We start from the raw sequence: 23,242 nt of genomic DNA on the forward strand, positions 1-23,242 counted from the left end.
CCGTCAGCAACGTTGCACGGTCTTTCAATCGACCGCGCGCCGCACCTGGCGAGATACGAGGCCATGCAGTTTCATTCCGATCCGGCCATGCGCCCAACCAATGATCACGCGGCGAACGGAAACGCGAGTTCCGTCGCATCGAAGGGCAGTGTGGTAACGCCCAACGTCTCAGATGATCTGAATGACCGCGCCGCGATGAACGCAGAGGGCCCACGATCCCCCACCTCATTCAGCGTCACGCTCGATGAGGGCCTGACCCTGGAATGCGGGGCCCATGTCGCCCCACTTGATATCGCCTATTGCGCTTATGGAAGGCTCTCGCCCCGGCGAGACAATGTCATTCTGGTGTGTCATGCGCTGACAGGCGACCAGTACGTAGCCGAAACGCACCCCGTTACCGGCAAGCCGGGGTGGTGGAGCCGTGCTGTCGGCCCTGGGCGTGCGATCGATACCGACCGGTTCTTCGTTATCTGCGTCAATGTTCTTGGGGGGTGTATGGGCTCGTCTGGCCCGCGCACTGTTCGAGACAATGGTGAACCCTGGGGCACCGATTTTCCGCCCATTACCATCAGGGATATGGTCTTCGCCCAGGCGAAGCTGCTGGATCATCTAGGGATAGAGCGCCTGTTCGCCGCTATTGGCGGGTCGATGGGTGGCATGCAGGTGCTGCAATGGGTGGCGAGTTTCCCCGAGCGTGTCGGTGCCGCAATGCCCATCGCGACGGCGCCCTTTCATTCCGCCCAGAACATCGCGTTCAACGAGGTGAGCCGCCAGGCGATCTGTGGAGATCCCGACTGGTGCGGTGGTCGCTATTGGGCGCACGGCACGATCCCGGCCAAGGGCCTCGCTGTGGCCCGTATGATGGCCCATATCACCTATCTGTCTGAAGAGGCACTGACCCAGAAGTTCGGTCGTCGCACGCGACGTGACGCCGTTCCTTCTCAGGAGCCTGCCACGTCAGGGAATTCGCTTTTTGGCGAAATTTTCGAGGTTGAGAGTTATCTGCGACATCAGGGATCGAGTTTCGTGCGTCGCTTCGATGCCAATTCCTATCTCACCATTACGCGTGCTCTGGATTATTTCGATCTGAGCGCAGATTACGATGGCGATCTGTCGGCGCCTTTCCGCCATTGCACGACGCGCTTTTGCATCATCTCCTTCACTTCCGACTGGCTGTTCCCAACATCGCAGTCGCGGCTCTTGGCACGTGCCCTGAACCGGGCGGGAGTGAACGTTTCGTTTGTCGAGATCGAGAGCGACAGGGGGCACGATGCGTTCCTTCTGGAGGAGCCGGATCTTGACCGTACCATGCGCGGCTTCATCAATGGCGCTGCGGAACAGGCTGGGCTTGTCGCCAGGGTGGAGGAGGCAAGCCATGCGTCTTGATCAGCAACTTATTGCCGAGATGATCGAGCCCGGAACGCGGGTTCTGGATGTTGGCAGTGGGGATGGTGCCCTGATCGATCATCTGTTCCGCACCCGCCAGTGCGATGCGCGCGGCATCGAGATCGACATGCGCGAGGTAACGCGTTCGGTCGCGCATGGCCTGCCCGTCATGCACGGTGATGCCGATCAGGATCTGATCCATTATTCCGACGACGCTTTCGATTATGTGGTGCTGCAACGCACGCTTCAGGCGGTCGAGAAGCCGCGCGAAGTGCTCCGCCAGATGCTGCGCATCGGGCGTCATGCGATCGTTTCCTTCCCCAATTTCGGCCATTGGCGCCTGCGCCTTCAGATCCTGCTCAGTGGGCGTATGCCCATGAACAAGGTGTGGCATACGCCCTGGTACGAGACACCCAATATCCATCCATGCACCATTCAGGACTTTCTCGAGCTGTGTGAGAGCGAGGGCTATGTGATCGATCGCTGGCTGGCCATTGATGAGGCTGGAGAGCGCGCTCCGTGGCGTCGGTCGATCCGCCTGGCCAATCTGTTTGGCGAGCAGGCGCTCTTTCTTTTGCGCAAGCGTTAAGCGGGCGCATCCGTCCCGAAGGTATATTACGAGTTTAGTCGAAATATCGCTTTACGTGAGCGTGAACCCTGTGTTTGCATGATGCGTTTCCTGAGCTCCACAACCCTGCCGGGGTTCTCAGGATAGCGGAGTTATTCATGACAGACATTCTGACTGCCATAGCCGAACGTCGAGCAACCAAGCGCTTCGAGCCGTATGTGACGATCCCCGAGCATGAATTGCGCGCCATTCTCGATGCAGGGCGTCATGCACCCACAGCATTCAATATCCAGCACTGGCGCTTTGTCGTTGTGTCGGACCCTGCGCTGCGCAAGGAAATCCGGGAAGTTTCATGGAACCAGCCGCAGGTGGAAGAGGCAAGCGCCCTTATCGTGCTCTGCGCCGATTTCAAGGCCTGGGAAAAGAACCCGGCGCGTTACTGGGCTGAAGCTCCCGAGAAGATGCAGGCGACCTATGAGGGCATGATCCAGAAATTCTATACCGGCAACGAGCAGATGCAGCGCGACGAGGGTATCCGGTCATGTGGCATGGCGGCGTATGCCCTGATGCTTGCCGCAGCGGCTCATGGCTATCAGAGCTGCCCCATGGATGGGTTCGACTTCAAGGCCGTTGGCGAGTTGATCAACCTGCCAAAGGATCATGAAGTCGTTATGTTTGTCGCTATTGGTAAGAAGGCAGGCGATTATCCTCCGCATGGCGGCCACCTGCCGCTGGAAGAGACGATCATTCATAATCGGTTCGCCTGAAGCACTGCCCGGCACTCACCATATGTGGAAAGAATGCCGGGCGTTTTATCGACCCGGATCGATCACGGTTTTGTAAGCAGTGTGGCTTGCAAGAATTAGAGCCTCTGCCTATATGGGCTCTCCCCGGTCCGGATTGATGCAGGTGGCCCGGCTGTCATGCCTGTGACAGCCGCATAGCAGCCTGTGATGTCGTCTCTGGATCTTCTCCTATCCTGACGACGTCCGGGCCAAGAGACGTCATCCTGTGAGCTTGCCCCCGTTGGCATCGCTCGTGCCCAAGGAGGCGTTTTCGACCATGACCAGTTTTGCCGATCTTCAGCTCGCCATGCCCATTCAGCGTGCCCTGAGCGAAGAGGGTTACACCAACCCAACGCCCATTCAGGCAGGCTCCATCCCGTACCTGTTGCAGGGGCGCGATCTTCTGGGGCTCGCCCAGACAGGCACCGGCAAGACGGCAGCCTTTGCGCTTCCCGCTCTCCATCGTCTTGCAACCCATCATCGCCCCCTGACACCCAAGGGTGCCCGCGTGCTCGTGCTTGCGCCGACCCGTGAGCTGGCAGCCCAGATTGACGACAGCTTCAAGGCCTATGCCCGTCATATGAAGCTTCGCCACGCTGTCATCTTTGGCGGTGTCGGCCAGGGGCGGCAGGTCGAGGCAATGCGACGTGGCGTCGATGTGCTGACTGCGGCACCCGGCCGCCTGCTCGATCTGATCGGTCAGGGTCATATCGATCTGCATGATCTCGAGATGCTGGTGCTCGACGAAGCCGATCGCATGCTCGATATGGGCTTCGTGCGCGACATCCGCCGCATCGTGGCACTGCTCCCCAAGGAGCGTCAGACGGTCCTGTTCTCCGCCACCATGCCCAAGGCCATCGAGGAGCTTGCGCATTCGCTTCTGCGTGACCCGGCCAAGGTAGAGGTGACCCCGCCATCTTCGACCGTCGACCGCATTCGTCAGGCCGTGATGTTCGTGAAGGCCGAGGACAAGCGCGCCGCAACACTGCTGCTGGTCAAGAATGAGAAGGTCCAGCGCGCTGTAGTCTTCACGCTTATGAAGCATGAAGCGAACAAGGTGGCCGACTTCCTCAACGCTGAGGGCATCCGCGCCGAGGCAATCCACGGCAACAAGTCGCAGGGCGCACGTGAGCGTGCGATGGCGGGTTTCCGTGATGGATCGGTCAAGGTCCTTGTCGCGACTGATATCGCAGCGCGCGGCATCGACGTCGACGACGTGAGCCATGTGTTCAACTACGATCTGCCCAATATCGCCGAGAGCTATGTCCATCGCATCGGGCGCACCGCACGTGCCGGGCGTGATGGATGGGCTGTGACCCTTTGCGATGCGGAGCAGCGCGCCTGGCTGCGTGACATCGAAAAGCTGATTGGCAAGGAAATCCCGGTGGTGAGCGATCACCCCTTCCATTCGCAGGAGGCGCAGGATTCCACAATGCGCCCGCCCGCACTGGGCGGCGGTGGGCGTGGCCGTAACCAGCCGCGTGGTGGAGGGCAGCGCGCAGGCAGTGGTGGTCGTCCGGGTGGTGGTCAGCGTCCGGGTGGCGGCAATGGCCGCCCCGGTGGCGCGCCGCGTCATGGCGGTGGGGGTAAGCCTTCGGGAAATCGTCCTCCGCGTTCGCGCTAATAAACTGCCAGCCCGGGACCTTCGATAGATCGAGGTCCTCTTGCAACCGCTTTCTCTCCGCTCCGTCACCTCGAGTGGCGGGGCGACATTGCCTGCACATAAGCATTCGCCCTGCTCGGCGCTGAATGGCCGAATGCGACAGGCTGGCCCCTGAAGATGCAGTATGGACCCAAGCGGGCGGAGCATCCTCATCTGAATTCAGCGATCGAATATGACAGTGCCACGCGGCACGATTTGCCCGATTGCCCGGATTTTGGGTAACGAAGATGCATCAGTTTCAGATGATAAACCTGATCAATGTCACATATCCGTGTATGAATTGCGGGTGATGGGCAAGAAAACCCCGGATATACTTGAGTTTTCCGGAATCTGGATCAATCCAACCCCTGATTACCGCCATGTTATGTCAAAACCATTAGTTGATCACGCGGTTTAACACTCGGATGCTGGCAATAAGGCCAGGCAACCCGAGGTTCTTACGTGTCCCAAAGCAGAACAATCCTCACCCTCAACTCCGGTTCATCCAGCATCAAATTCGCCCTGTTCGACGAGGATAGCACGAGCGAAAGGCTTCTTTCTGGTCTGGTCGAGTATCAGGCTGGGGGTGCCGTTCTGACCACACGGACCCCGGACGGGGTCAGCAAGCGCATGGTGATCGAGGCGACCGGCAAACATGCGTCTGCGCATGGGGATATGATCCGGCACGTTCTGAGTTTCGTCGAGGCCCATGACAGTGGCAGCAAGATCGGCGCAGTCGGTCACCGTGTGGTTCATGGCGGCAGTTATTTCGAAGGGCCGACCGCGATCAATGGCGAGGTTCTCGGGCGGCTTGATGATCTGATTTCACTGGCACCGCTTCATCAGCCCCCGAGCATCGCTCCGATGCGCCTGCTGCTTGAGGAAAAGCCCGATCTTTTGCAGGTGGCCTGTTTCGACACCTCATTCCATCACACGATCCCGACCGTGCGCACACGCCTGCCGTTGCCTGCCACGCTGCTGGATCATGGTGCCCGTGTTTACGGGTTTCACGGCCTCTCCTACGACTATATCGCCAGTGAGCTCGAGGCGCGCTTCCCGGCTATCGCTTCCAAGCGCGTTCTTGTCGCCCATATCGGAAACGGCGCGAGCCTGTGTGCCCTGATGCATGGGCGCAGCATTGCCACGACCATGGGGCTCACCGTGCTGGATGGTCTTATGATGGGCACGCGCTGCGGAACGATTGACCCCGGCGCTATTCTGTATCTGCTGCAGCAGAAGAACCTGACGCCAGCCGAAGTGCAGGATACACTCTATTATCAGTCAGGCCTCAAAGGGGTTTCAGGGCTCTCCAGCGACATGCGGGTTCTGCGCGAGCACGAAGCCGACGAAAACGTTCAGCTTGCGCTGGAGATGTTCGTCGAGCGCTTCGTGCAGCAGGCCGGCGGTCTCATTGCCCAGATGGGCGGTGTGGATGCCATCGTCTTTACCGGGGGTATCGGACAGCACGACGCGATGTTCAGGCGCGCGGTCTGTCAAAGGCTGAAATGGCTCGATGTGCAGCTTTGCGAAGACGCCAATCTCGCCGGACGCCCCACGATAAGTCAGAGATCGGGCAGGGTGACGGTGCTCGTCATTCCTGCTGATGAAGAAACAACGATCTTCCGCCAAACAAGAAGAATAATGAAAGGAAAACAGTGATCATGACCGTACAAGGTCCGCTCTCTGCAAAACAGATCGCCCTGTTTGATCAGTGGTGGCAAGCTGCCAACTACCTCTCCGTCGCGCAGATCTATCTTCTGGATAATCCGCTGCTGCGTGATCCACTCAAGCTGGAGCATGTAAAGCCTCGCCTACTTGGGCATTTCGGAACCACGCCAGGCCTCACGCTGCTCTATCTGCACCTCAACCGCATCATCAAGGAGCGTCAGAAGAGCATTCTCTTCATTGCGGGCCCGGGTCATGGGGCGCCGGGTGTTGTTGCCGCAACCTATCTCGAAGGCACGTACAGCGAGTATTTCCCGGAAGTGTCGCAAGACATCGAGGGTGTTGGCCGCCTGGTCAAGCAGTTCTCGTTCCCGGGCGGTATTCCCAGCCATGTGGCTGCGACTACCCCTGGTTCGATTCACGAAGGCGGTGAGCTCGGCTATTCGCTCTCTCATGCCTATGGCGCCGTGCTGGACAATCCTGATCTGGTTGTAGCCTGCGTTGTCGGTGACGGAGAGGCCGAAACCGGCCCGCTCGCGACCTCGTGGCACAGCAACAAGTTCCTCGACCCGCGCAATGACGGCGCGGTTCTGCCGATCCTGCATCTCAACGGATACAAGATCGCCAACCCGACGGTGCTGGCTCGTATTCCCGAGGAGGAACTTCTGGCCCTGTTCCGCGGCTATGGTTATGATCCGGTGATCGTTGCCGGCGATGACCGTGACACCGTGCATCAGCTCATGGCAAAGGCCATGGACACCTGTTTCGACAAGATCGCCGAGATCCAGAAGCGCGCGCGCAGCGAAAACAACGCGGATCGCCCGACCTGGCCCATGATCATTATGCGCACGCCGAAGGGCTGGACTGGCCCCAAGGAAGTCGATGGCCAGCGTTGCGAGGGCTACTGGCGTTCCCATCAGGTTCCCCTGACCGATCTGGAAAAGCCAGGCCACCTGAAGATCCTCGAAGACTGGATGCGCAGCTACAAGCCCGAGACGCTGTTTGACGAGAATGGCCGCCTCCATGCCGAGATTGCCGCTCTGGCGCCGGAGGGTACCCTCCGCATGAGCGACAATCCTCATGGCAATGGTGGTCAGCTTCGTCGTCCGCTTCGTATGCCGGACATCGAGACCCACGCTCTTGCCGTGTCATCGCCCGGTGCCGTTCTTGCTGAAAGCACACGAATTCTCGGAGCATGGCTCCGTGATGTGATGCGCATGAACCTTGAGAGCCGTAATTTCCGCGTGCTGTCGCCGGATGAAAACAACTCTAACCGCCTCAACGACGTCCTCGAGGTAACCAATCGCGCGTGGACGGCCGAGACGTATTCCTATGATGACCATCTGGCACCGGATGGCCTCGTCATGGAAATTCTGAGCGAGCATACCATTCAGGGTTGGCTCGAAGGCTATCTGCTGACCGGGCGTCATGGCTTCTTCTCGTGCTACGAAGCCTTCGTCCATCTGGTTGACTCGATGGTCAATCAGCATGCAAAATGGATCAAGTCGGCGAAGGAAGTTCAGTGGCGCCGTCCGATCGCTTCGCTCAATTATCTGCTGACCTCGCATGTCTGGCGTCAGGATCATAACGGCTTCAGCCATCAGGATCCGGGGTTCATGGATCATGTGGTGAACAAGAAGGCCGATATCGCCCGCGTGTATCTGCCGCCTGATGCGAACACCCTGCTCTATGTGGCCAAGCGCTGCCTTGAAAGCTGGGATCGTATCAACGTGATCGTGGCAGGCAAGCAGCCGGAACATCAGTGGCTTGATATCGATGCGGCCATCGCGCATTGCAGCCAGGGTATCGGCATCTGGCAGTGGGCCAGCAATGACAAGGGCTTCGAGCCGGATCTGGTCATTGCTTCTGCGGGTGACGTTCCCACGGTCGAGGCGCTTGCCGCTGTGCAACTGCTCCGCGAGCATACGCCTGACCTCAAGGTCCGTTTCGTGAACGTTGTCGATCTCATGACGCTGCAGTCGCCGAGCGAGCACCCGCACGGTTTGGACGATGTGACCTTCGATAATCTGTTCACCAAGGACAAGCCTGTGCTGTTCGCCTTCCATGGCTATCCGCAGCTCGTGCACCGTCTGATCTATCGTCGCAGCAATCGTGCCAACTTCCATGTGCACGGCTTCCGCGAGGAAGGCACCACCACCACGCCGTTCGACATGACCGTGCGTAACAACCTCGATCGCTATCACATCGTACTGAACGCCGTGCGTCGCGTTCCGGCCCTGTCGGGACATGCCGCCTATGTCACGCAGATGATCAACGACAAGCTTGTTGAACATAAGCGCTACATTGCCCAGTATGGTGCGGATATGCCCGAGATCCTCAACTGGAAGTGGCAGGGAAGCCGGGGCTGATGAAGCAAGTGGTTCAACTCGTCCTCGCTGACGTGGATGGGACACTGGTGACCAGGGACAAGATCCTGACACCCCGTGCCATCCGCGCCGTTCATGCCCTTCGGGAGAGGGGTATACGGTTTGCCGTGACAAGCGGGCGACCGCCTCGCGGCATGGCGATGCTGATTGAACCGCTGGCAATCGATATGCCGATTGCCGGTTTCAATGGTGGCGTTCTGGTCCATCCGGACTGGAGCGTCATCGAAACCAAACGCCTGACGCATACCCAGGCGGAACAGGTGCTGGAGATCATCACCGATCATGGGGCCGATCCTTGGGTCTATACGAGCCATGACTGGTTTGTTCATGACCACGATGCGCCCCATGTCTCGCGTGAGGAATGGACGGTGAAATTCGCACCCAGAGTAGATGATGTCTCCCGTCATCTGGACGACGTGGTCAAGATCACCGGTGTCAGCGACGATGCTGTGCTAATGCAGAAACTCGAGCGTGACTTGCAGGAAGCACTTGGCCAGACAGCATCAGCCGCTTGTTCACAGCCCTATTATGTTGACGTCACCAATCGCGAGGCCAACAAGGGCGGCGTGGTGACAACGCTGGAAGCGTTGTTCGACATTCCGGCCGCGTCGATGGTCACATTGGGAGACCAGCCCAACGATATGCTCATGTTTGCAAAGACGGGTATGTCGATTGCGATGGGGCAGGCGAATGACACGGTCAAGGCTGCGGCAACCCATGTCTCAACCTCGTGCGAGGAAGAGGGCTTTGCGATCGGGCTCGAACGTTACGTGCTCGGGGACGTTGCCACCTGATCAACTGTGATCAGGAGTTCGACGCGTGATTGATCTGTATTACTGGCCGACGCCCAATGGCCACAAGATAACGCTTTTCCTCGAGGAGGCTGGGCTGGATTACCGGATCATTCCGGTCAATATCAGCAAGGGCGATCAATTCGCGCCCGCATTTCTCAAGATTTCGCCCAACAACAAGATGCCCGCGATTGTTGACCACGCGCCAGCTGACGGCGGTGAGCCGATCAGCGTGTTTGAGTCCGGCGAGATCCTGCTTTATCTGGCCGAGAAAACTAGATTATTCCTCTCTTCCGCACCACGTGAAAAGATCAAGACCCTTGAGTGGCTGTTCTGGCAGATGGGGGGCTTCGGGCCCATGCTGGGGCAGAACCATCATTTCACGCTCTATGCCCCCGAGAAAATCGCTTACGCCATCAAGCGCTATCAGGACGAGACGAAGCGCCTCTATACTGTGCTGGAGACACGCCTGAGAGAAAGCGCCTTCGTAAGCGGAGAGCAATATGGCATTGCCGATATGGCAACCTATCCGTGGACGCGCACCTGGAAAGAACAGGGGATCGATATCGAAGCCTTCCCTGCGGTGAAAGCCTGGCGCGAGATCGTCGAGGCTCGACCGGCCACGCAGCGTGCCCTTGCGCGGGCCGATGAAGTGAAGTCCTGAGAGCTCAAACAGTGGCGCAGAATCATTGGGTTTGCCCCCACTCCTGTTCCAAAGAAAAACACCCGGCACCATTACGGTACCGGGTGTTTTTTTGCTCAAGGCCGCAACAAGCAGGTTGCGGCCCGTTTCCCGTCAGATCACCAGACGGTAAAGCCACCATCGACACTGACGATCGAGCCGGTCATCAGGCTTGCAGCATCCGACGCAAGGAACTGGACAACCGAGGCCACTTCTTCAGGCTGTCCAACGCGGCCCATCGGGGTACCATCGACCCAGCGGTCATACAGTGCGGGCTTCTGCATACCAAAGCGCGTGAGGGTGGTTTCGATATAGGTGGGGGCAACGGCATTGGCACGGATGCCATGCGGGGCCCATTCAGCGGCCAGTGAGCGAATGTACTGATGCACGCCTGCCTTCGAAGCGTTATAGGCAGCCTGCTCCTGCGGACGGTTGACGATAAGGCCGGACATCGACCCGATTGCAACAATCGCGCCTGATTTCTGCTTGATCATCACGCGTCCAACGGCCTGGCAGCAGCGGAATACGCCGTTGAGATTGACATTGATCTGCTTGAGCCACTGATCTTCTGTCATATCCTCGGCCTTGACCTCGGAGATGCACATCCCGGCATTGGCGACCAGAATATCAAGGCGGCCATGACGCTGGACGATGGTGTCCACGGCCTGGGAGACACTGCTCTCGGAAGTGACATCCATCGCGACGCTGCAGGCTTTCATACCCTGATCGGTCAGGCTCTTGGCCGATTCAGCCGCCTTGGTCGCATCGAGGTCGGCAATGACCACATGGGCGCCAGCCTCGGCGAGCGCGGTGGCACAGCACAGACCGATGTTCTGCGCGCCGCCTGTGACGACTGCAACACGACCATCGAGGCGAAGTTTTTCCATATACATGGGGAGTGACTTTCTTGTTAACCGGCGAGACGGTGGCGCACGAGCTTCGTCAGCGCCATCCCTCTTGCGTCGAAGAGGTGACAATTTTCCGAGAGCAGGCGCAGACCGACCGTGGCATCGACTTCGCCACCGTGATCGCCATCTGTCTGCACGATAATCAGCGCGCCATCCGGAAGCGCGACGTGCAAGAGCGTGAGGGCTCCAAGCCGCTCGACCATGCGGATCACACCTGAGATCTCGCCATGCGGGTCGAGCACGATATGTTCTGGTCGAACACCCAGCGTCATGGCTTCGGCAGAAGCAGACTCACCCGGTAGCACAGGCACCGTGATGGGCGTTCCGTGATCGAGGGCAACGGTCATGCCTTCTTCACCGATGCTGCGCACGGTCACGGGCAGGAAATTCATTGGCGGTGAGCCGATGAAGCGCGCAACGAACAGGTTGCGGGGGTGATGATAGAGCTCGAGCGGTGAGCCAACCTGCTCCACGACACCCTTTTGCAGGACCACGATTTTGTCAGCCATTGTCATGGCTTCAACCTGATCATGGGTGACGTAGATGGTTGTTGCCTTGAGGCGACGGTGCAGGGTGGCAAGCTCGACACGCATCTGGCCACGCAGGGCCGCATCGAGATTGGAAAGGGGCTCGTCGAACAGGAACACCTTGGGGTTGCGCACGATGGCACGGCCGATTGCGACGCGCTGCCTCTGGCCGCCCGAGAGCTGGCCTGGCTTGTGCTTGAGATAGGAATCGAGCTGCAGGGTCTTGGCCACGTCGGTAATTTTCTGGCGACGTTCGGCTTCCGGCATGCCGGCCAGCTTCAGGCCGAATTCCATGTTCTGGTAGACATTCATATGCGGGTAGAGCGCATAGGACTGAAAGACCATCGCGAGGCCGCGCTTGGCGGGCTCGACATCATTGACGCGCTTTCCGTCAATCAGCAGGTCACCGCCCGAGATCTCTTCCAGTCCAGCGATCATACGCAGGAGGGTGGATTTTCCGCAGCCTGACGGGCCAACGAAAACCACGAATTCCTCATCATTGATCTCAAGGGAGACGCCCTTGATGATTTCTTCGGCGTGATAGGTCTTGCGGATATCGCGCAGTTCAACTTTAGCCATTGTTCACTCCGAAAGAGCGTGAGAAGCCGTAAGGGAAGGTCATTTCAGAGAGGGTCATTTCACGGCGCCAAACGTAAGGCCACGTACGAGCTGCTTCTGGCTGAACCAGCCAAAGACAAGGATCGGTGCGACGGCAAGCGTGGAGGCGGCGGAAAGCTTGGCGAAAAACAGTCCCTCAGGCGACGAGAACGAAGCAATGAAGCTCGCCAGAGGGGCAGCGCGCGACGAGGTAAGGTTGAGCGACCAGAAGGCCTCGTTCCAGCACAGGATGAGAGAGAGCAGCGCTGTAGAGGCAATGCCGGGCAGGGCGAGCGGAAGCAGCACGACGCTGATCTCCTGCCAGCGATTGGCCCCGTCCATACGTCCGGCCTCAAGGATTGGCACCGGCACTTCCTTGAAGAAGGTGTAAAGCATCCAGACGATGATCGGCAGGTTGGTCAGCAGATTGATGATCGCGAGACCGATCACCGTGTCGAGCATGTGCGTCGAGCGCGCGATCAGATAGACTGGCACGAGCACGCCGACAGGCGGCAACATGCGCGTCGAGAGCATCCAGAGCAGGGTGCCACGTGTGCGTTTGGTGGGGAAAAAGGCCATCGAGTAGGCGGCTGGAACGCCAAGAAGCAGTGCGCCGCCAGTGGCGAGCACCGACATGAACACGGTGTTGAAGGTGAAGTGCCAGTAATTCTCCTGGGCAAAGACGTCGTGATAGCTTTGCAGCGTCGGCTTGAAGATCAAATGGGGCGGTGTCGAGATTGCATCCATCTCGCTCTTGAAGCCGGTAAGGACCATCCAGAGGATCGGGAAGAAGATCCATAGCGCGACGGCCCAGCCGACGACACCGAGCGCGATTTTGGGGAGGAGTTGCGTTTTCCGGGCCATGATCTCATGCCTCCAGATTGCGGGCGACCGCACGAACGAGGAATGCGGCGATGATGTTGGCGATGATGATTGCAATCACGCCACCGGCCGAGGCACCCCCGATATCGAATTGCAGCAGGGCGCGTGAATAGATCAGGAAGGCCAGATTGGTGGAGGCAACGCCCGGTCCACCTGAGGTCGTGACCGAAATTTCAGCGAATACGGTCAGCAGGTAGATGGTCTCGATCATGATCACGACCGTGATGGCGCGGCTCAGATGCGGCAGGATGATGTAGCGAAACCGGGCAATCGGCCCCGCACCATCCATACGTGCCGCTTCTTTCTGCTCATGGTCGAGCGACTGGACCGCCGTGAGCAGGATAAGCACGGCGAAAGGCAGCCACTCCCAGGCAACAATCATCATGACTGTCTGCATGGGATAATGGGCAAGCCAGTCGATGGGTTGGAGCCCGACCGCCCGCATCATGGCGCTGTAGACGCCATAGATCGGGTGCAGCATCAGGTTTTTCCACAACAGTGCCGAGACTGTGGGCATGACGAAGAACGGCGAGATGACCAGCACACGTGCGATGCCGCGCCCGAAGAAATCCTGGTCATACAGCACAGCCAACAGCACACCGCCGCCAACGCTGATGACGAGAACGCCAAGCACCAGCAGGACGGTGTTCAGCAGCGCATAGAGGAAGTCCGGATCAGTCAGCAGATAGACGTAATTGCTGAACCCGGCAAAACCCTTGAGGGTCGGATCGACCAGATTATAGTTCTGGAACGAATACCAGAGTGTCAGGACGAGGGGGATCAGAGACCAGATCAGCAGGATGATGACCGCAGGGGAGAGGAATACACCTGCTCCCGCTTTGCGCTTCACCCGCTCTGGTGTGGCGATGACAGCTTCCATAGGCAAGCTCCACGAGCGTAAGGCCGCTCGTCCTGGCTGTAAAGGAAAAGTTCAGCGTGTCTTGTGGGTAGTCCGGATGATGTTCCCCACGTGGCGTGGGGGCTTGAAGGTCTAGTGGGCGAGGGCTTCGGCCATCAGGGCACGATGGTGAAGCTGCTCGTCATGCATCGCCTGAAACACGGCGAATTTGGCGTTATGATAACGTGACGTGCTGGTATCAGGCGCGACTTCCGCGCCGACACGGGTCATCTGCGACATGGCCACGCGCATGTCGCTGTAAGCACCGCCTGCAACCGCGCCGAGGATGGCCGAGCCAAGGAGAACAGCATCGGGCTCCTTTGGCAGCATGATACGGCATCCCGTTGCATTGGCATGTTCACGCAGGAACACGGGGTTCTTGGTGCCGCCCCCTGTCGCGAAAATGGTGTCGATTGCGTAGCCCTTGGCATTGAGCGCGCGAATGATATCGCGCGTGCCATAGGCCAGGCCCTGAATGGTCGCGAGATAGAGCATCACAAGGTCATCGAACCCGGCCGAGAGGCTGAGCCCGCTCACCATGCCGCGCAGGGTCGGATCGGCGTGGGGCGACCGGTTACCATGATAATCTGGCAGTACGTGGAATTCGGCTGTTAGCGAACCGGGCAGGGCGCCCTTTTCGAGTTCGGCCAGGCGCTCATTGAGCAGCTCGTAGACAGTACGACCTTCTGATTTGGCTTTTTCGGCCAGCTCAGGGCCATAGGCATGGCTGGAAATTACGAAATCGACAAGTGAGCCTACGGCAGACTGACCGGCTTCGTTCAGCCACGTGCCTGGGATCATGGCCTCGGAATAGGGGCCCCAGATCCCATCCACATAACGTGCCTCTTTCGACACGGCCATGTGGCAGCTCGACGTTCCACCGATCAGCGCAAGACTGCGGTCGAGTGCGGCATCATCAACCGTCTCACCCGATGCGGAGCCAATCACACCGATGCCACCGGCATGGGCGTCAATCGCGGATACACCGACAGGGATACCAGCTTCGAGCCCGAGTTCCTGCGCGGCATCGGCACTCAGCCCGTTCCCGACGGTCTCGCCCAGTGAACGCACATCCTTGCCGATGCGCTGGTAGCCTTCATCAACCAGTTCGCCCAGACCGATTGCCTTGAAGTAGGACTCATCCCAGCCCTTGGAATGGGCGAGATAGGTCCATTTGCACACTGTCGAGCAGCAGCTGCGGGAGTCTGCGCCGGTTGCGCGCCAGGTCAGGTAATCGGGAAGATCAAAGAAATAGCCGGCTTTGGCGAAGGTTTCCGGCATATTGCGCTTGAGCCAGAGCAGCTTTGGCGTTTCCATCTCGGGAGAGATGGTGCCCCCGACATAACGCAGCACCTCATACTGGCCTGCGTTGATTTCCTCAGCTTCTTTCATCGCGCGATGATCGGCCCAGAGGATGATGTCCTGCTCAGCTGCCCCCTTGGGATCGATGGAGAGGGGCTTACCCTCGCGATCGAGAACGACGAGCGAGCAGGTGGCGTCAAACCCGATGCCGCGCACCACAGGGTTTTTCCCCTGGAGCTCGCTCATTGCCGTGCGAACGCTCTTGCAGATGGCACCCCAGATGTCCGTAGAGGATTGCTGGATGAAATCTGCCTCAGGCCGCCAGGTACGGGTGGGGGTCACGCAGGAAGCGAGCTTCTCTCCGGTGAGGGAAAACACGCCGGCGCGTGCACTGCCTGTGCCGACATCGACGCCAATAACAACTTCCATGGGGACCCATCCAAACTCTTACGAATTCGTCATATTCCCACTCAGCTTCTGGGATGCAATTCACCAATGCGTGTGATCTGTCTCAATATGTATGAGATATCGCACAAAAAAACCCGTCATCCTGAGATGACGGGCTTTTCGGGCTCAATAGGGAGGATCTTGCCTTAGAAGTCCACGCCCGCCTGGAGGAAGACGTTACGTCCGACAAAGAGGTTGCCGTATTGATAGACGTTCGTGTTGGTCGCGCCATCCACAACATAGGGGGGCTTCTTGTCGAACAGGTTCCGCACACCTGCCTGGAAGCTCCACCGGTTCAGCTGATAGCCGAGAGTTATGTCGTGTGAGAAAATGCCAGGCGTCTTGTAACGTCCACCTGTGTCCTTTGTCAGATCGACTGTCTGGTTGTTCCAGACCATGCCGCCCGTGTAGCTCATCATATAGGTGAAGCTGAAGGCATCATGGCGCCATGTCGCAGTCGTATAGTTACGGACGCGCGGCTGGCCCGATCCGTTATTATACAGCAGTCGGCCGTCATAATTGTACCACTGCCCGCCCGGGACATATTGCTGCTGATAGCTGATGAGCTGCTGGAAATTATTGCTCAGGCTCAAACGATCATGACGGGTGATGCGGAAGGCATAGTCCAGATCAAGATCTAGACCGCCGGTACGCAGACCGCCGAGGTTCTCATAAAGTGCCGAAGCTGTCTGGATCTGGTTGTTCGGCGCACGAACGATGTTGTTGCAATAACTCGCGTTTCCGCCGGTATAGCACTGATCAAGAAGATACTGCGTGCCGATCACGCTGATCATGTTCTTGACTGTGTAGTGCCAGTATTCCGCCGAGAGCGAGAGACCCGGAATCCAGTGCGGCGTGATGACCGTGCCGAACGTATAGGTACGACCTGTCTCCGGCTTGAGAGCCGCATTACCGCCCTGGAGGGTAGGCACCTGGCCCTGGCTGACCATTGTGAAGTTCGACGGAATACCCTGACGTGCACAGGTTGCGGCAACGGTTGCCGATTGGGCGCCATAGCTCGCGACCTGTGCGCACGGATCGTTAGCGAACTCATAGCTCAGCTGCTGGCCACCGAACATCTGATAGACGTTAGGCTGGCGATATGACGTGCCCAATGTGCCGCGGAAGCGGATATCGCGATTGGGTGCCCAGTTGATGGCAACCTTCCAGTTTTTCGCGCCGCCGAATGTATTGTAGGAGGAATAACGCCCCTGCGCATCGATCGTGAGATCTTTCGCGAGGAAGGCATTTTTCAGCAGGTTGAGCTTGCCCTCAAGATACCCCTCGGATACATTGAAGCCACCGCCCGCATAGGACTGCGCATTTGTCAGAGCGATACCTTGCTCCACCAGCGGATCAGGGCTGTCGCTGACCTGTTCGCTGCGATGCTCCATGCCCAGGGCGATACCAAGGTCACCGCCATTTTTCCACGGCATTGAGACGACATGGTTGTTATGGACGCGGAAATTGGTGTCGCGGAACTGGTACTGGATGTTCTCGACAGTCGTATAATTCGCGTAATTCGCACCCTGCTGCGTTAGACGACCGAAAGGCGAGGACAATTCGCAACCTGCTGAAGCCTGACACACCGAGGGATCATAGCTGAGCTTGCTGTCCGGATTGCCGGGTTCGTCGGCGCGAAGGCCCCAGGCATTCAGCAGATTGGCGTAGTTACCGACGTTGAGGGTACGCACCTGCTCACGGTTTACACCATAAGTGTAGGAAGCGTCATACATCCAGCCATGGGTGATCTCACCCTTGGCGCCGAACATACCGGTGACTGTGTCGGAAGCCCGCTCGGTGCGACGCGAGCCGAATTCGCTCATGCGACGATAGACCTGGGTCTCTTCACCGAACGGATTGCCGGGATAATCTGCAGGCACATAAACGGAGTTTGGCAGCGTGCTGGGAGGAATGGCGCCGCTGACCGGCACCGGGGCCAGAAAGCTGTCCGTCGTACGATGGCTATAGAGCACATTCGCATAAAGCGTCAGGTGCTTGTTCACATCGTAATGCGTGTCACCGGAGAGCGATGAGTCCTGATACGAACTGGTCAGGCTCTGGTCACGATTGAACGGGTAGCGGTCGTTCTTGGTGAAAGGAACAGCTGTCTGCCCGTTATCGTGGCTCGTATAGGTGCCACCGCTATCGGGATAGAATGTGCCTGTGCTGGCATAGCCGGAGCCAAAGGTCGGCTGTCCCTTCACGGGATTGTTCTGCGCCGCCGGATTTGCCCAGGAGCGATTGCGCTGCATGACGCCGCTCGAGGTCAGATACTGGCCAAACAGCGTGATGTTGCCCTTGCCGTGGTCAAAGTTCCAGCCCTTGAAGCCGGAAAGCATACCCTCGGGTGCATCGCCGTATTGAGAGATGCTACCGCGCATCGTGATGTTGCCGGTGTTTACGTCGTGACGCATCTTGATGTTGATCACGCCCGAAACGGCGTCTGCACCATAAAGCTCCGAGCCGCCATCCTTGAGGATCTCGACGCTTGCGACCTGCTGAACCGGGATCGAATTGAGATCGACGCAGTTACTAGCGCCGTTGACCGTCGTACGCTTGCCATCCACCAGCACGAGAACGCGAGACAGACCGAGGTTACGCAGATCGACGCAGGAAACGCCACCGCCACCATTGGTGACGGAATTGCTTGTGCCGCTGGAGCCAACTGACGGCAGGCGCATGAAGTAGTCACCAAGGTTGTTCACACCCGTCTGGGCGATCTGCTTGGAGGTGATGATCTGCACCGGGTTCGCGTTGGTGTTGTTCGACGTGCTGAGCGCCGAGCCAACGACCGTGATGCTTTCATTGCCGGCCGGAGCGGGGCTGGAAAGCGACGAAAGGCTGCTGCGACGTGCGCTGACTGGTGCTGCCGTCGTGACAGCCGCCGGGGTTGCCGTGATGCCCGTGCTGACCGGACGCGCAGACGTGCGAACGGCGCGCTTTGTGCTGCTCTTGTGGCTTGCCTTGTGCTGGGCCGTGGTCGTTGTGGCGGCCTGAGCGGTGACGCTTGCACCGGCGAGGATCGTTGCACCAAGCAGCATGGAGGCGCGGCAGATGCGTATGCGGGAAATGGCCATTGGTCACTTTCGCGAAAGGAATTGAGGGCGGAATAAGCTCCGAATTTGACCCCGCAGATGGCACATGGTGATCAAGAGTTTCAATCTCGTAACGTAGAGTCACCCGTCGCCATTGTGACATTTTCATTGCGATGTGTTCCCGATGCAACAGGCTGTTGCATGGATGTTGATAGGAAGTTTTAAAACTGACGCATGTTTGGGAATTTTATTACCAACCGGCACTTGACGCGTTGATCACGGAAACTTTACAAGGGCGCAGCTCGCGAAAACGCGAGCACGAAACTGCTTCCAGCGAGCCGCCATGACCGTTCATCCCGTCGTTGCTTCCGTCACCGAGCGCATCATCGAGCGCTCCGCCGTGTCGCGGCGTCGCTATCTCGCCCTCATGGAGCGAAACCGTCAGAAGGGCATCTCGCGCCCGCGTCTTGCCTGCGGCAATCTGGCCCATGCCCTTGCGGCGTCGGGTGAGGACAAGGCGCGCCTCATGCGTGGGGGCGGGGTGAATCTGGGTGTCGTTACCAGCTACAACGACATGCTCTCGGCGCATCAGCCTTATGCGCGCTATCCCGACCAGATGCGCCTTTTCGCTCGCGAAATGGGTGCGACAGTTCAGGTGGCTGGCGGCGTGCCGGCCATGTGTGACGGCGTTACGCAGGGGCAGGAGGGTATGGAACTCTCTCTGCTGTCGCGGGACAACATTGCCATGGGCACGGCCATCGCCTTAAGCCACGGGATGTTCGAGGGCGTGGCGCTGCTGGGCATATGCGACAAGATCGTGCCAGGACTGCTCATGGGCGCGCTGCGCTTTGGCCATCTGCCCGCGCTGCTCGTTCCGGCGGGCCCCATGACGTCTGGGCTGCCGAACAAGGAAAAGCAGCGCGTGCGGCAGCTCTATGCCGAGGGAAAGGTGGATTCGAGCGCGTTGATGGAGGCCGAAGCTGCCTCCTATCATAGTGCCGGAACCTGCACCTTTTATGGCACGGCCAACACCAATCAGATGATGGTGGAGATGATGGGCCTGATGTTGCCCGACTCTGCTTTCTGGAACCCCAGTACCCGCATCCGTCAGGCGCTCAACCGCAAGGCTGTGCATCGCCTTGTCGAAATTTCACGCCCTGGCGCGGATCACCGCCCGCTTGCCCGGATGGTCGATGAAAAAGCCATCGTGAATGCGGCGGTCGGTCTGCTGGCCACGGGTGGGTCCACCAATCACGCCATCCACCTGCCGGCCATCGCGCGTGCAGCAGGCATCTGCATCGACTGGAGCGATCTCGATGCGCTCTCCGGGGCCGTGCCTTTGCTCACGCGGGCTTATCCCAACGGTTCGGCCGATGTGAACGCCATGCAGGAAGCCGGTGGGCTGCCAACGCTGATCGCTGCGCTGAGCGAGGCCGGGATGCTGCATCAGGACATCCTTACGGTTTCGAAGGGTGGCTACGCGGATTACGCCTGCCGTGCACGACTGGAGGGAGAGGCCCTGCTCTACAGCGCAGCGCGCGCGTCATCCGATCGCAGCGTACTGCGCGATACACGCGAGCCTTTCCGTCAGGATGGCGGGATGCGTCTGGTTCAGGGCAGTCTTGGCCGTGGCATTTACAAGACGAGTGCCGTCGATGATGACCGCCAGACCATCGAGGCACCGGCTGCAGTGTTTCATCGTCAGGAAGATGTCATCGCCGCTTTCAAGGCAGGCAAGCTGAACCGTGATGTCATTGTGGTGGTCCGTTTCCAGGGACCGGATGCAAACGGCATGCCTGAGCTGCATCGCCTGACGCCCACTCTGGCAGTCCTGCAGGACAAGGGCTATCGCGTGGCGTTGCTCACGGATGGTCGCATGTCCGGCGCAAGCGGGAAGGTGCCAGCCGCCATCCATATCTGCCCAGAGGCCCAATCCGGCGGCCCGATTGCCCGCATTGAGGATGGCGACATGTTGCGTATCTGTGCCCGCCGTGGGCAGATCGAAGCGCTTGTTGAGCCCGCCATCTGGCAGGCGCGTCAACCGGCCTTGCCGCCCCTGCCCGGACTGGGTACGGGACGCGAACTGTTCACACTGATGCGCAGCCGGTCCGATACGGCAGAGAAAGGGGGCTCAGCCATGCTCGCCGCTCTCGAAGACACAATGGACCTGCATGCCACAGAACTCGACAAGGAATTCTTCGATGCTCGACACGACTCTGCTCGACTCGGTCATGACGCGTTGTCCGGTCATTCCGGTACTGGTCATGCCGGACCTGTCGCTGGCCCGGCCGATCGCGCAGGCGCTCGTCGCGGGCGGGTTGACCACGCTTGAGGTGACGCTGCGCACCGAATGCGCACTCGACGCCATCCGGGAAATGTCCAAGGTTGAGGGCGCTCATGTCGGGGCGGGCACTGTGCTGAACGGTGACGATCTGGCACGCGCTGTCGATGCGGGCTCGCAGTTCATCGTAAGCCCCGGTCTGACGCCAGAAGTCGCCGCTGCTGCACAGCGTCATGACGTGCCGCTCCTGCCGGGTGTGGCCAATGCAGGTGATATCATGCGTGGGCTCGACCTCGGACTGAGCCGTTTCAAGTTCTTCCCTGCCATGGCCAATGGGGGCCTGCCTGCGCTCAAGGCGCTTGCCGCCGTATTCGGCAAGGCCCGTTTCTGCCCCACGGGCGGAATCACGGAAGACAACGCCAGTGCCTGGCTTGCCGAACCCGCTGTTACATGTGTGGGCGGTTCCTGGCTTACGGCTGGTCCGTTCGATGCTGCCGCGATCGAGGAACGTGCTCGCAATGCTGCGAAGATGGCAGGCTGAGGCCAGACGCGCGGAGAGAAAGACCTTCTGACGGATCTACGACGATGGGCCCGGTTCGCGCGGCCCGGATGCGCGCTGAGGCGTCGGGCAGGAAGGCAGTGGCGAGGGGGCGTATGTGACTGCCGTGCTGTCTCACTGCCTGTCTTGTGAGGTGTGTTCGGCGCCCCATGGAATATGCAAGACCGTCCGTCGGTTATGCGGTCTCGATTGAGGTACGTCCCTGATCCGTCAGTCAGAAATTATAACTTAGAATTTAAGATCGGGATCATTGCCAAGTCGAAGCCTTTCGACGGATAGACACAGACATGCCCTCCTCAGAATTCAGTCCGGATCCCCACGGCTCTCAGCCGCTTTCATGACAAAGCAGGGGCGATCCTATTTCGGATTGGCTGGTGTCATCGTGCTCGCGATGACAACCGAACTCAACGAGCAGGTCTCGTCACAATCACTCCCTGATATCCTGGGCGGGCTGGGCATCAGCCACGATCCCGGGACTTGGTTCAACAGCCTTTATCTCTCGGCCGAAGTCATGGGGATGTCGCTCGCGCCCTGGATGGCGCTGACCTTCGGTGTCCGCCGCTTTGCGGTGGTGGTAGCGATGATTGCTAGCCTTTCGGCCGCCTGCATCCCGTTCAACCACAATCTGACCCTGCTCTATGGGTTGCGTCTTATCGAGGGGCTGGCTGGCGGGTTTGCCGTGCCGTTGCTGCTGCTGGTGGCCCTGCGCGTACTGGCACCCCCCGTGCGGCTTTATGGCCTTGCGGCTTACTCCCTTACAGCCACGTTTTTTCCCAATCTCAGCACGGCGCTGGCAGGTCTGTGGACCGATCTTGTCGATTGGCGCTTTGTGTTCTGGCAAGCCGTGCCTTTTGGCAGTCTGGCGATCTCGCTCATATGGTATGGCATCGCGCCAGAGGAGCCGAATTACAAACGCTTCCGCAATTTCGACTGGAAGGGCGCGCTTCTTATTTTGTTCGGCTTCGGGGCGCTCTCCACGATGCTGCAGCAGGGAGACCGGCTGGACTGGTTCAATTCACCCGCCATCTGCGTCATGGCCCTGGTGGCGGTGGTGTGCATACCCCTTCTGGTGATCAATGAATGGGAGCAGCATACGCCGCTATTTCGTATCCAGCTTCTTGGTCGACGCAATTTTGCCTACGGGGCAACGACGTTGCTCATCTTCCTTGTGGTGTCTCTGGCTTCATCGACCCTGCCTGCGACATTCCTGCAGGAAGTGGCTGGCTACCGGCCTGAACAGATCTACCCTGTCACGCTGGAGATTGCCTGTATCCAGCTCGTCATGCTGCCTCTTATGGCTGTGGTGCTGAACAGCAAGGCGGTTGATAGCCGCGTGGTCAGCCTGCTGGGCATGTGCCTGATCTGCATGGCGTGTATTGGCGACAGCTTTCTGACGGTCGGATGGAACCGTAACGAGTTCTATCTGTGGCAGATTTTCATGGGCGCGGGTGAGGCGATGATTGTCATGCCACTGCTCATGATGTCCACCAACTCGCTCGTTCCCGCCGAGGGGCCGTTTGCCTCCGCAATGGTCAACACCCCGCGTGCCGTGTCACAGGCTATCGGCGTCTGGATGCTTCAGCTCATCCATCGCTGGCGCGGCGGTCTGCACTCCAACCGCATTACGGACCGCATCGGGCTGGACCGCTACCGCACCTTTCAGGCAAATGCCATTCCGCTACAGCGCCCGGCGCCTTTACTGCCTGACGGTACCCCGCGCAGCCCGGATGCGTTGCCCACCTTCAAATATCAGGTTGCTCATCAGACGACTGTTCTGGAACTGTCTGACGCCTATCTCATCATCGCCGGGATTACGGTGTTCCTCATGGCATGGGTCATTCTCCTGCCTCAGCGGACCTATCCCCCCCGCCTCATGTTCGTGAAGAAAAAATCCTGA

18 protein-coding genes are annotated in these 23,242 nt (G+C 59.0%); 12 read left to right on the top strand and 6 right to left on the bottom strand.

Annotated features, from left to right (window positions below):
* Positions 1-195 precede the first annotated feature (195 nt).
* The 9 genes from P5689_RS14335 to P5689_RS14375 all read left to right on the top strand — a co-directional run bounded on the left by P5689_RS14335 (position 196) and on the right by P5689_RS14375 (position 9,888).
* On the top strand, positions 196-1,386 hold the full coding sequence (locus P5689_RS14335) for a homoserine O-acetyltransferase (RefSeq protein WP_285533905.1): 1,191 nt from the start codon (positions 196-198) through the stop codon (positions 1,384-1,386).
* Positions 1,376-1,975: a methionine biosynthesis protein MetW gene (metW, locus tag P5689_RS14340; RefSeq protein ID WP_023977328.1), complete on the top strand. Its 600-nt coding sequence runs from the start codon at positions 1,376-1,378 to the stop codon at positions 1,973-1,975. The genes P5689_RS14335 and metW overlap by 11 nt, the downstream gene beginning before the upstream one ends.
* Before the next feature lie 137 nt (positions 1,976-2,112).
* Positions 2,113-2,721 (top strand): nitroreductase family protein, encoded by a 609-nt coding sequence (locus P5689_RS14345; RefSeq protein WP_023977327.1) that lies wholly within the window; start codon positions 2,113-2,115, stop codon positions 2,719-2,721.
* Positions 2,722-3,016: 295 nt separating this feature from the next.
* Positions 3,017-4,363: a DEAD/DEAH box helicase gene (locus P5689_RS14350; protein WP_285533671.1), complete on the top strand. Its 1,347-nt coding sequence runs from the start codon at positions 3,017-3,019 to the stop codon at positions 4,361-4,363.
* 211 nt (positions 4,364-4,574) lie between these two features.
* Positions 4,575-4,799: a hypothetical protein gene (locus tag P5689_RS14355; RefSeq protein WP_285533674.1), complete on the top strand. Its 225-nt coding sequence runs from the start codon at positions 4,575-4,577 to the stop codon at positions 4,797-4,799.
* 44 nt (positions 4,800-4,843) lie between these two features.
* Complete coding sequence (locus tag P5689_RS14360; RefSeq protein WP_031239880.1) at positions 4,844-6,040, top strand: acetate/propionate family kinase; 1,197 nt, start codon at positions 4,844-4,846, stop codon at positions 6,038-6,040.
* 2 nt (positions 6,041-6,042) lie between these two features.
* A complete protein-coding gene (locus P5689_RS14365) occupies positions 6,043-8,415 on the top strand; it encodes a phosphoketolase family protein (protein WP_285533676.1) in 2,373 nt (790 codons plus the stop codon).
* The gene (locus tag P5689_RS14370) at positions 8,415-9,227 is read left to right on the top strand and encodes a Cof-type HAD-IIB family hydrolase (protein ID WP_285533677.1); all 813 of its coding nucleotides are present in this window, start codon (positions 8,415-8,417) and stop codon (positions 9,225-9,227) included. Before P5689_RS14365 ends, P5689_RS14370 begins: the two co-directional genes overlap by 1 nt.
* 25 nt (positions 9,228-9,252) lie before the next feature.
* On the top strand, positions 9,253-9,888 hold the full coding sequence (locus P5689_RS14375; RefSeq protein WP_285533678.1) for a glutathione binding-like protein: 636 nt from the start codon (positions 9,253-9,255) through the stop codon (positions 9,886-9,888).
* Between the two features lie 137 nt (positions 9,889-10,025).
* Here the strand turns inward: P5689_RS14375 and P5689_RS14380 are convergent, their stop codons facing one another.
* From P5689_RS14380 to P5689_RS14405, 6 genes are all read right to left on the bottom strand, one after another.
* A complete protein-coding gene (locus tag P5689_RS14380) occupies positions 10,026-10,799 on the bottom strand; it encodes an SDR family oxidoreductase (RefSeq protein ID WP_285533679.1) in 774 nt (257 codons plus the stop codon).
* A 17-nt stretch (positions 10,800-10,816) separates the two neighbouring features.
* Positions 10,817-11,920 carry an ABC transporter ATP-binding protein gene (locus P5689_RS14385; RefSeq protein ID WP_062164488.1) on the bottom strand — a complete coding sequence of 368 codons (1,104 nt, stop codon included), beginning with the start codon at positions 11,918-11,920 and terminating at the stop codon, positions 10,817-10,819.
* 54 nt (positions 11,921-11,974) lie between these two features.
* A complete protein-coding gene (locus tag P5689_RS14390) occupies positions 11,975-12,805 on the bottom strand; it encodes a carbohydrate ABC transporter permease (RefSeq protein WP_205836002.1) in 831 nt (276 codons plus the stop codon).
* A gap of 1 nt (position 12,806) precedes the next feature.
* Positions 12,807-13,700 (bottom strand): carbohydrate ABC transporter permease, encoded by an 894-nt coding sequence (locus P5689_RS14395; protein WP_122039412.1) that lies wholly within the window; start codon positions 13,698-13,700, stop codon positions 12,807-12,809.
* A gap of 111 nt (positions 13,701-13,811) precedes the next feature.
* Positions 13,812-15,449, bottom strand: coding sequence for an FGGY-family carbohydrate kinase (locus P5689_RS14400; protein ID WP_285533680.1), 1,638 nt, complete (start codon positions 15,447-15,449; stop codon positions 13,812-13,814).
* Between the two features lie 164 nt (positions 15,450-15,613).
* Positions 15,614-18,547 (bottom strand): TonB-dependent receptor domain-containing protein, encoded by a 2,934-nt coding sequence (locus tag P5689_RS14405; protein WP_285533681.1) that lies wholly within the window; start codon positions 18,545-18,547, stop codon positions 15,614-15,616.
* Between the two features lie 301 nt (positions 18,548-18,848).
* Here P5689_RS14405 and edd point away from each other — a divergent pair, with 301 nt between their 5' ends.
* The 3 genes from edd (at position 18,849) to P5689_RS14420 (ending at position 23,242) form a co-directional block, all read left to right on the top strand.
* The gene (edd, locus tag P5689_RS14410; protein WP_285533682.1) at positions 18,849-20,837 is read left to right on the top strand and encodes a phosphogluconate dehydratase; all 1,989 of its coding nucleotides are present in this window, start codon (positions 18,849-18,851) and stop codon (positions 20,835-20,837) included.
* On the top strand, positions 20,737-21,327 hold the full coding sequence (eda, locus tag P5689_RS14415) for a bifunctional 4-hydroxy-2-oxoglutarate aldolase/2-dehydro-3-deoxy-phosphogluconate aldolase (RefSeq protein ID WP_285533906.1): 591 nt from the start codon (positions 20,737-20,739) through the stop codon (positions 21,325-21,327). Before edd ends, eda begins: the two co-directional genes overlap by 101 nt.
* 355 nt (positions 21,328-21,682) lie before the next feature.
* On the top strand, positions 21,683-23,242 hold the full coding sequence (locus P5689_RS14420; protein WP_062164493.1) for an MFS transporter: 1,560 nt from the start codon (positions 21,683-21,685) through the stop codon (positions 23,240-23,242).

Source organism: Asaia sp. HumB, assembly GCF_030263835.1.
Classification (GTDB): domain Bacteria; phylum Pseudomonadota; class Alphaproteobacteria; order Acetobacterales; family Acetobacteraceae; genus Asaia; species Asaia bogorensis.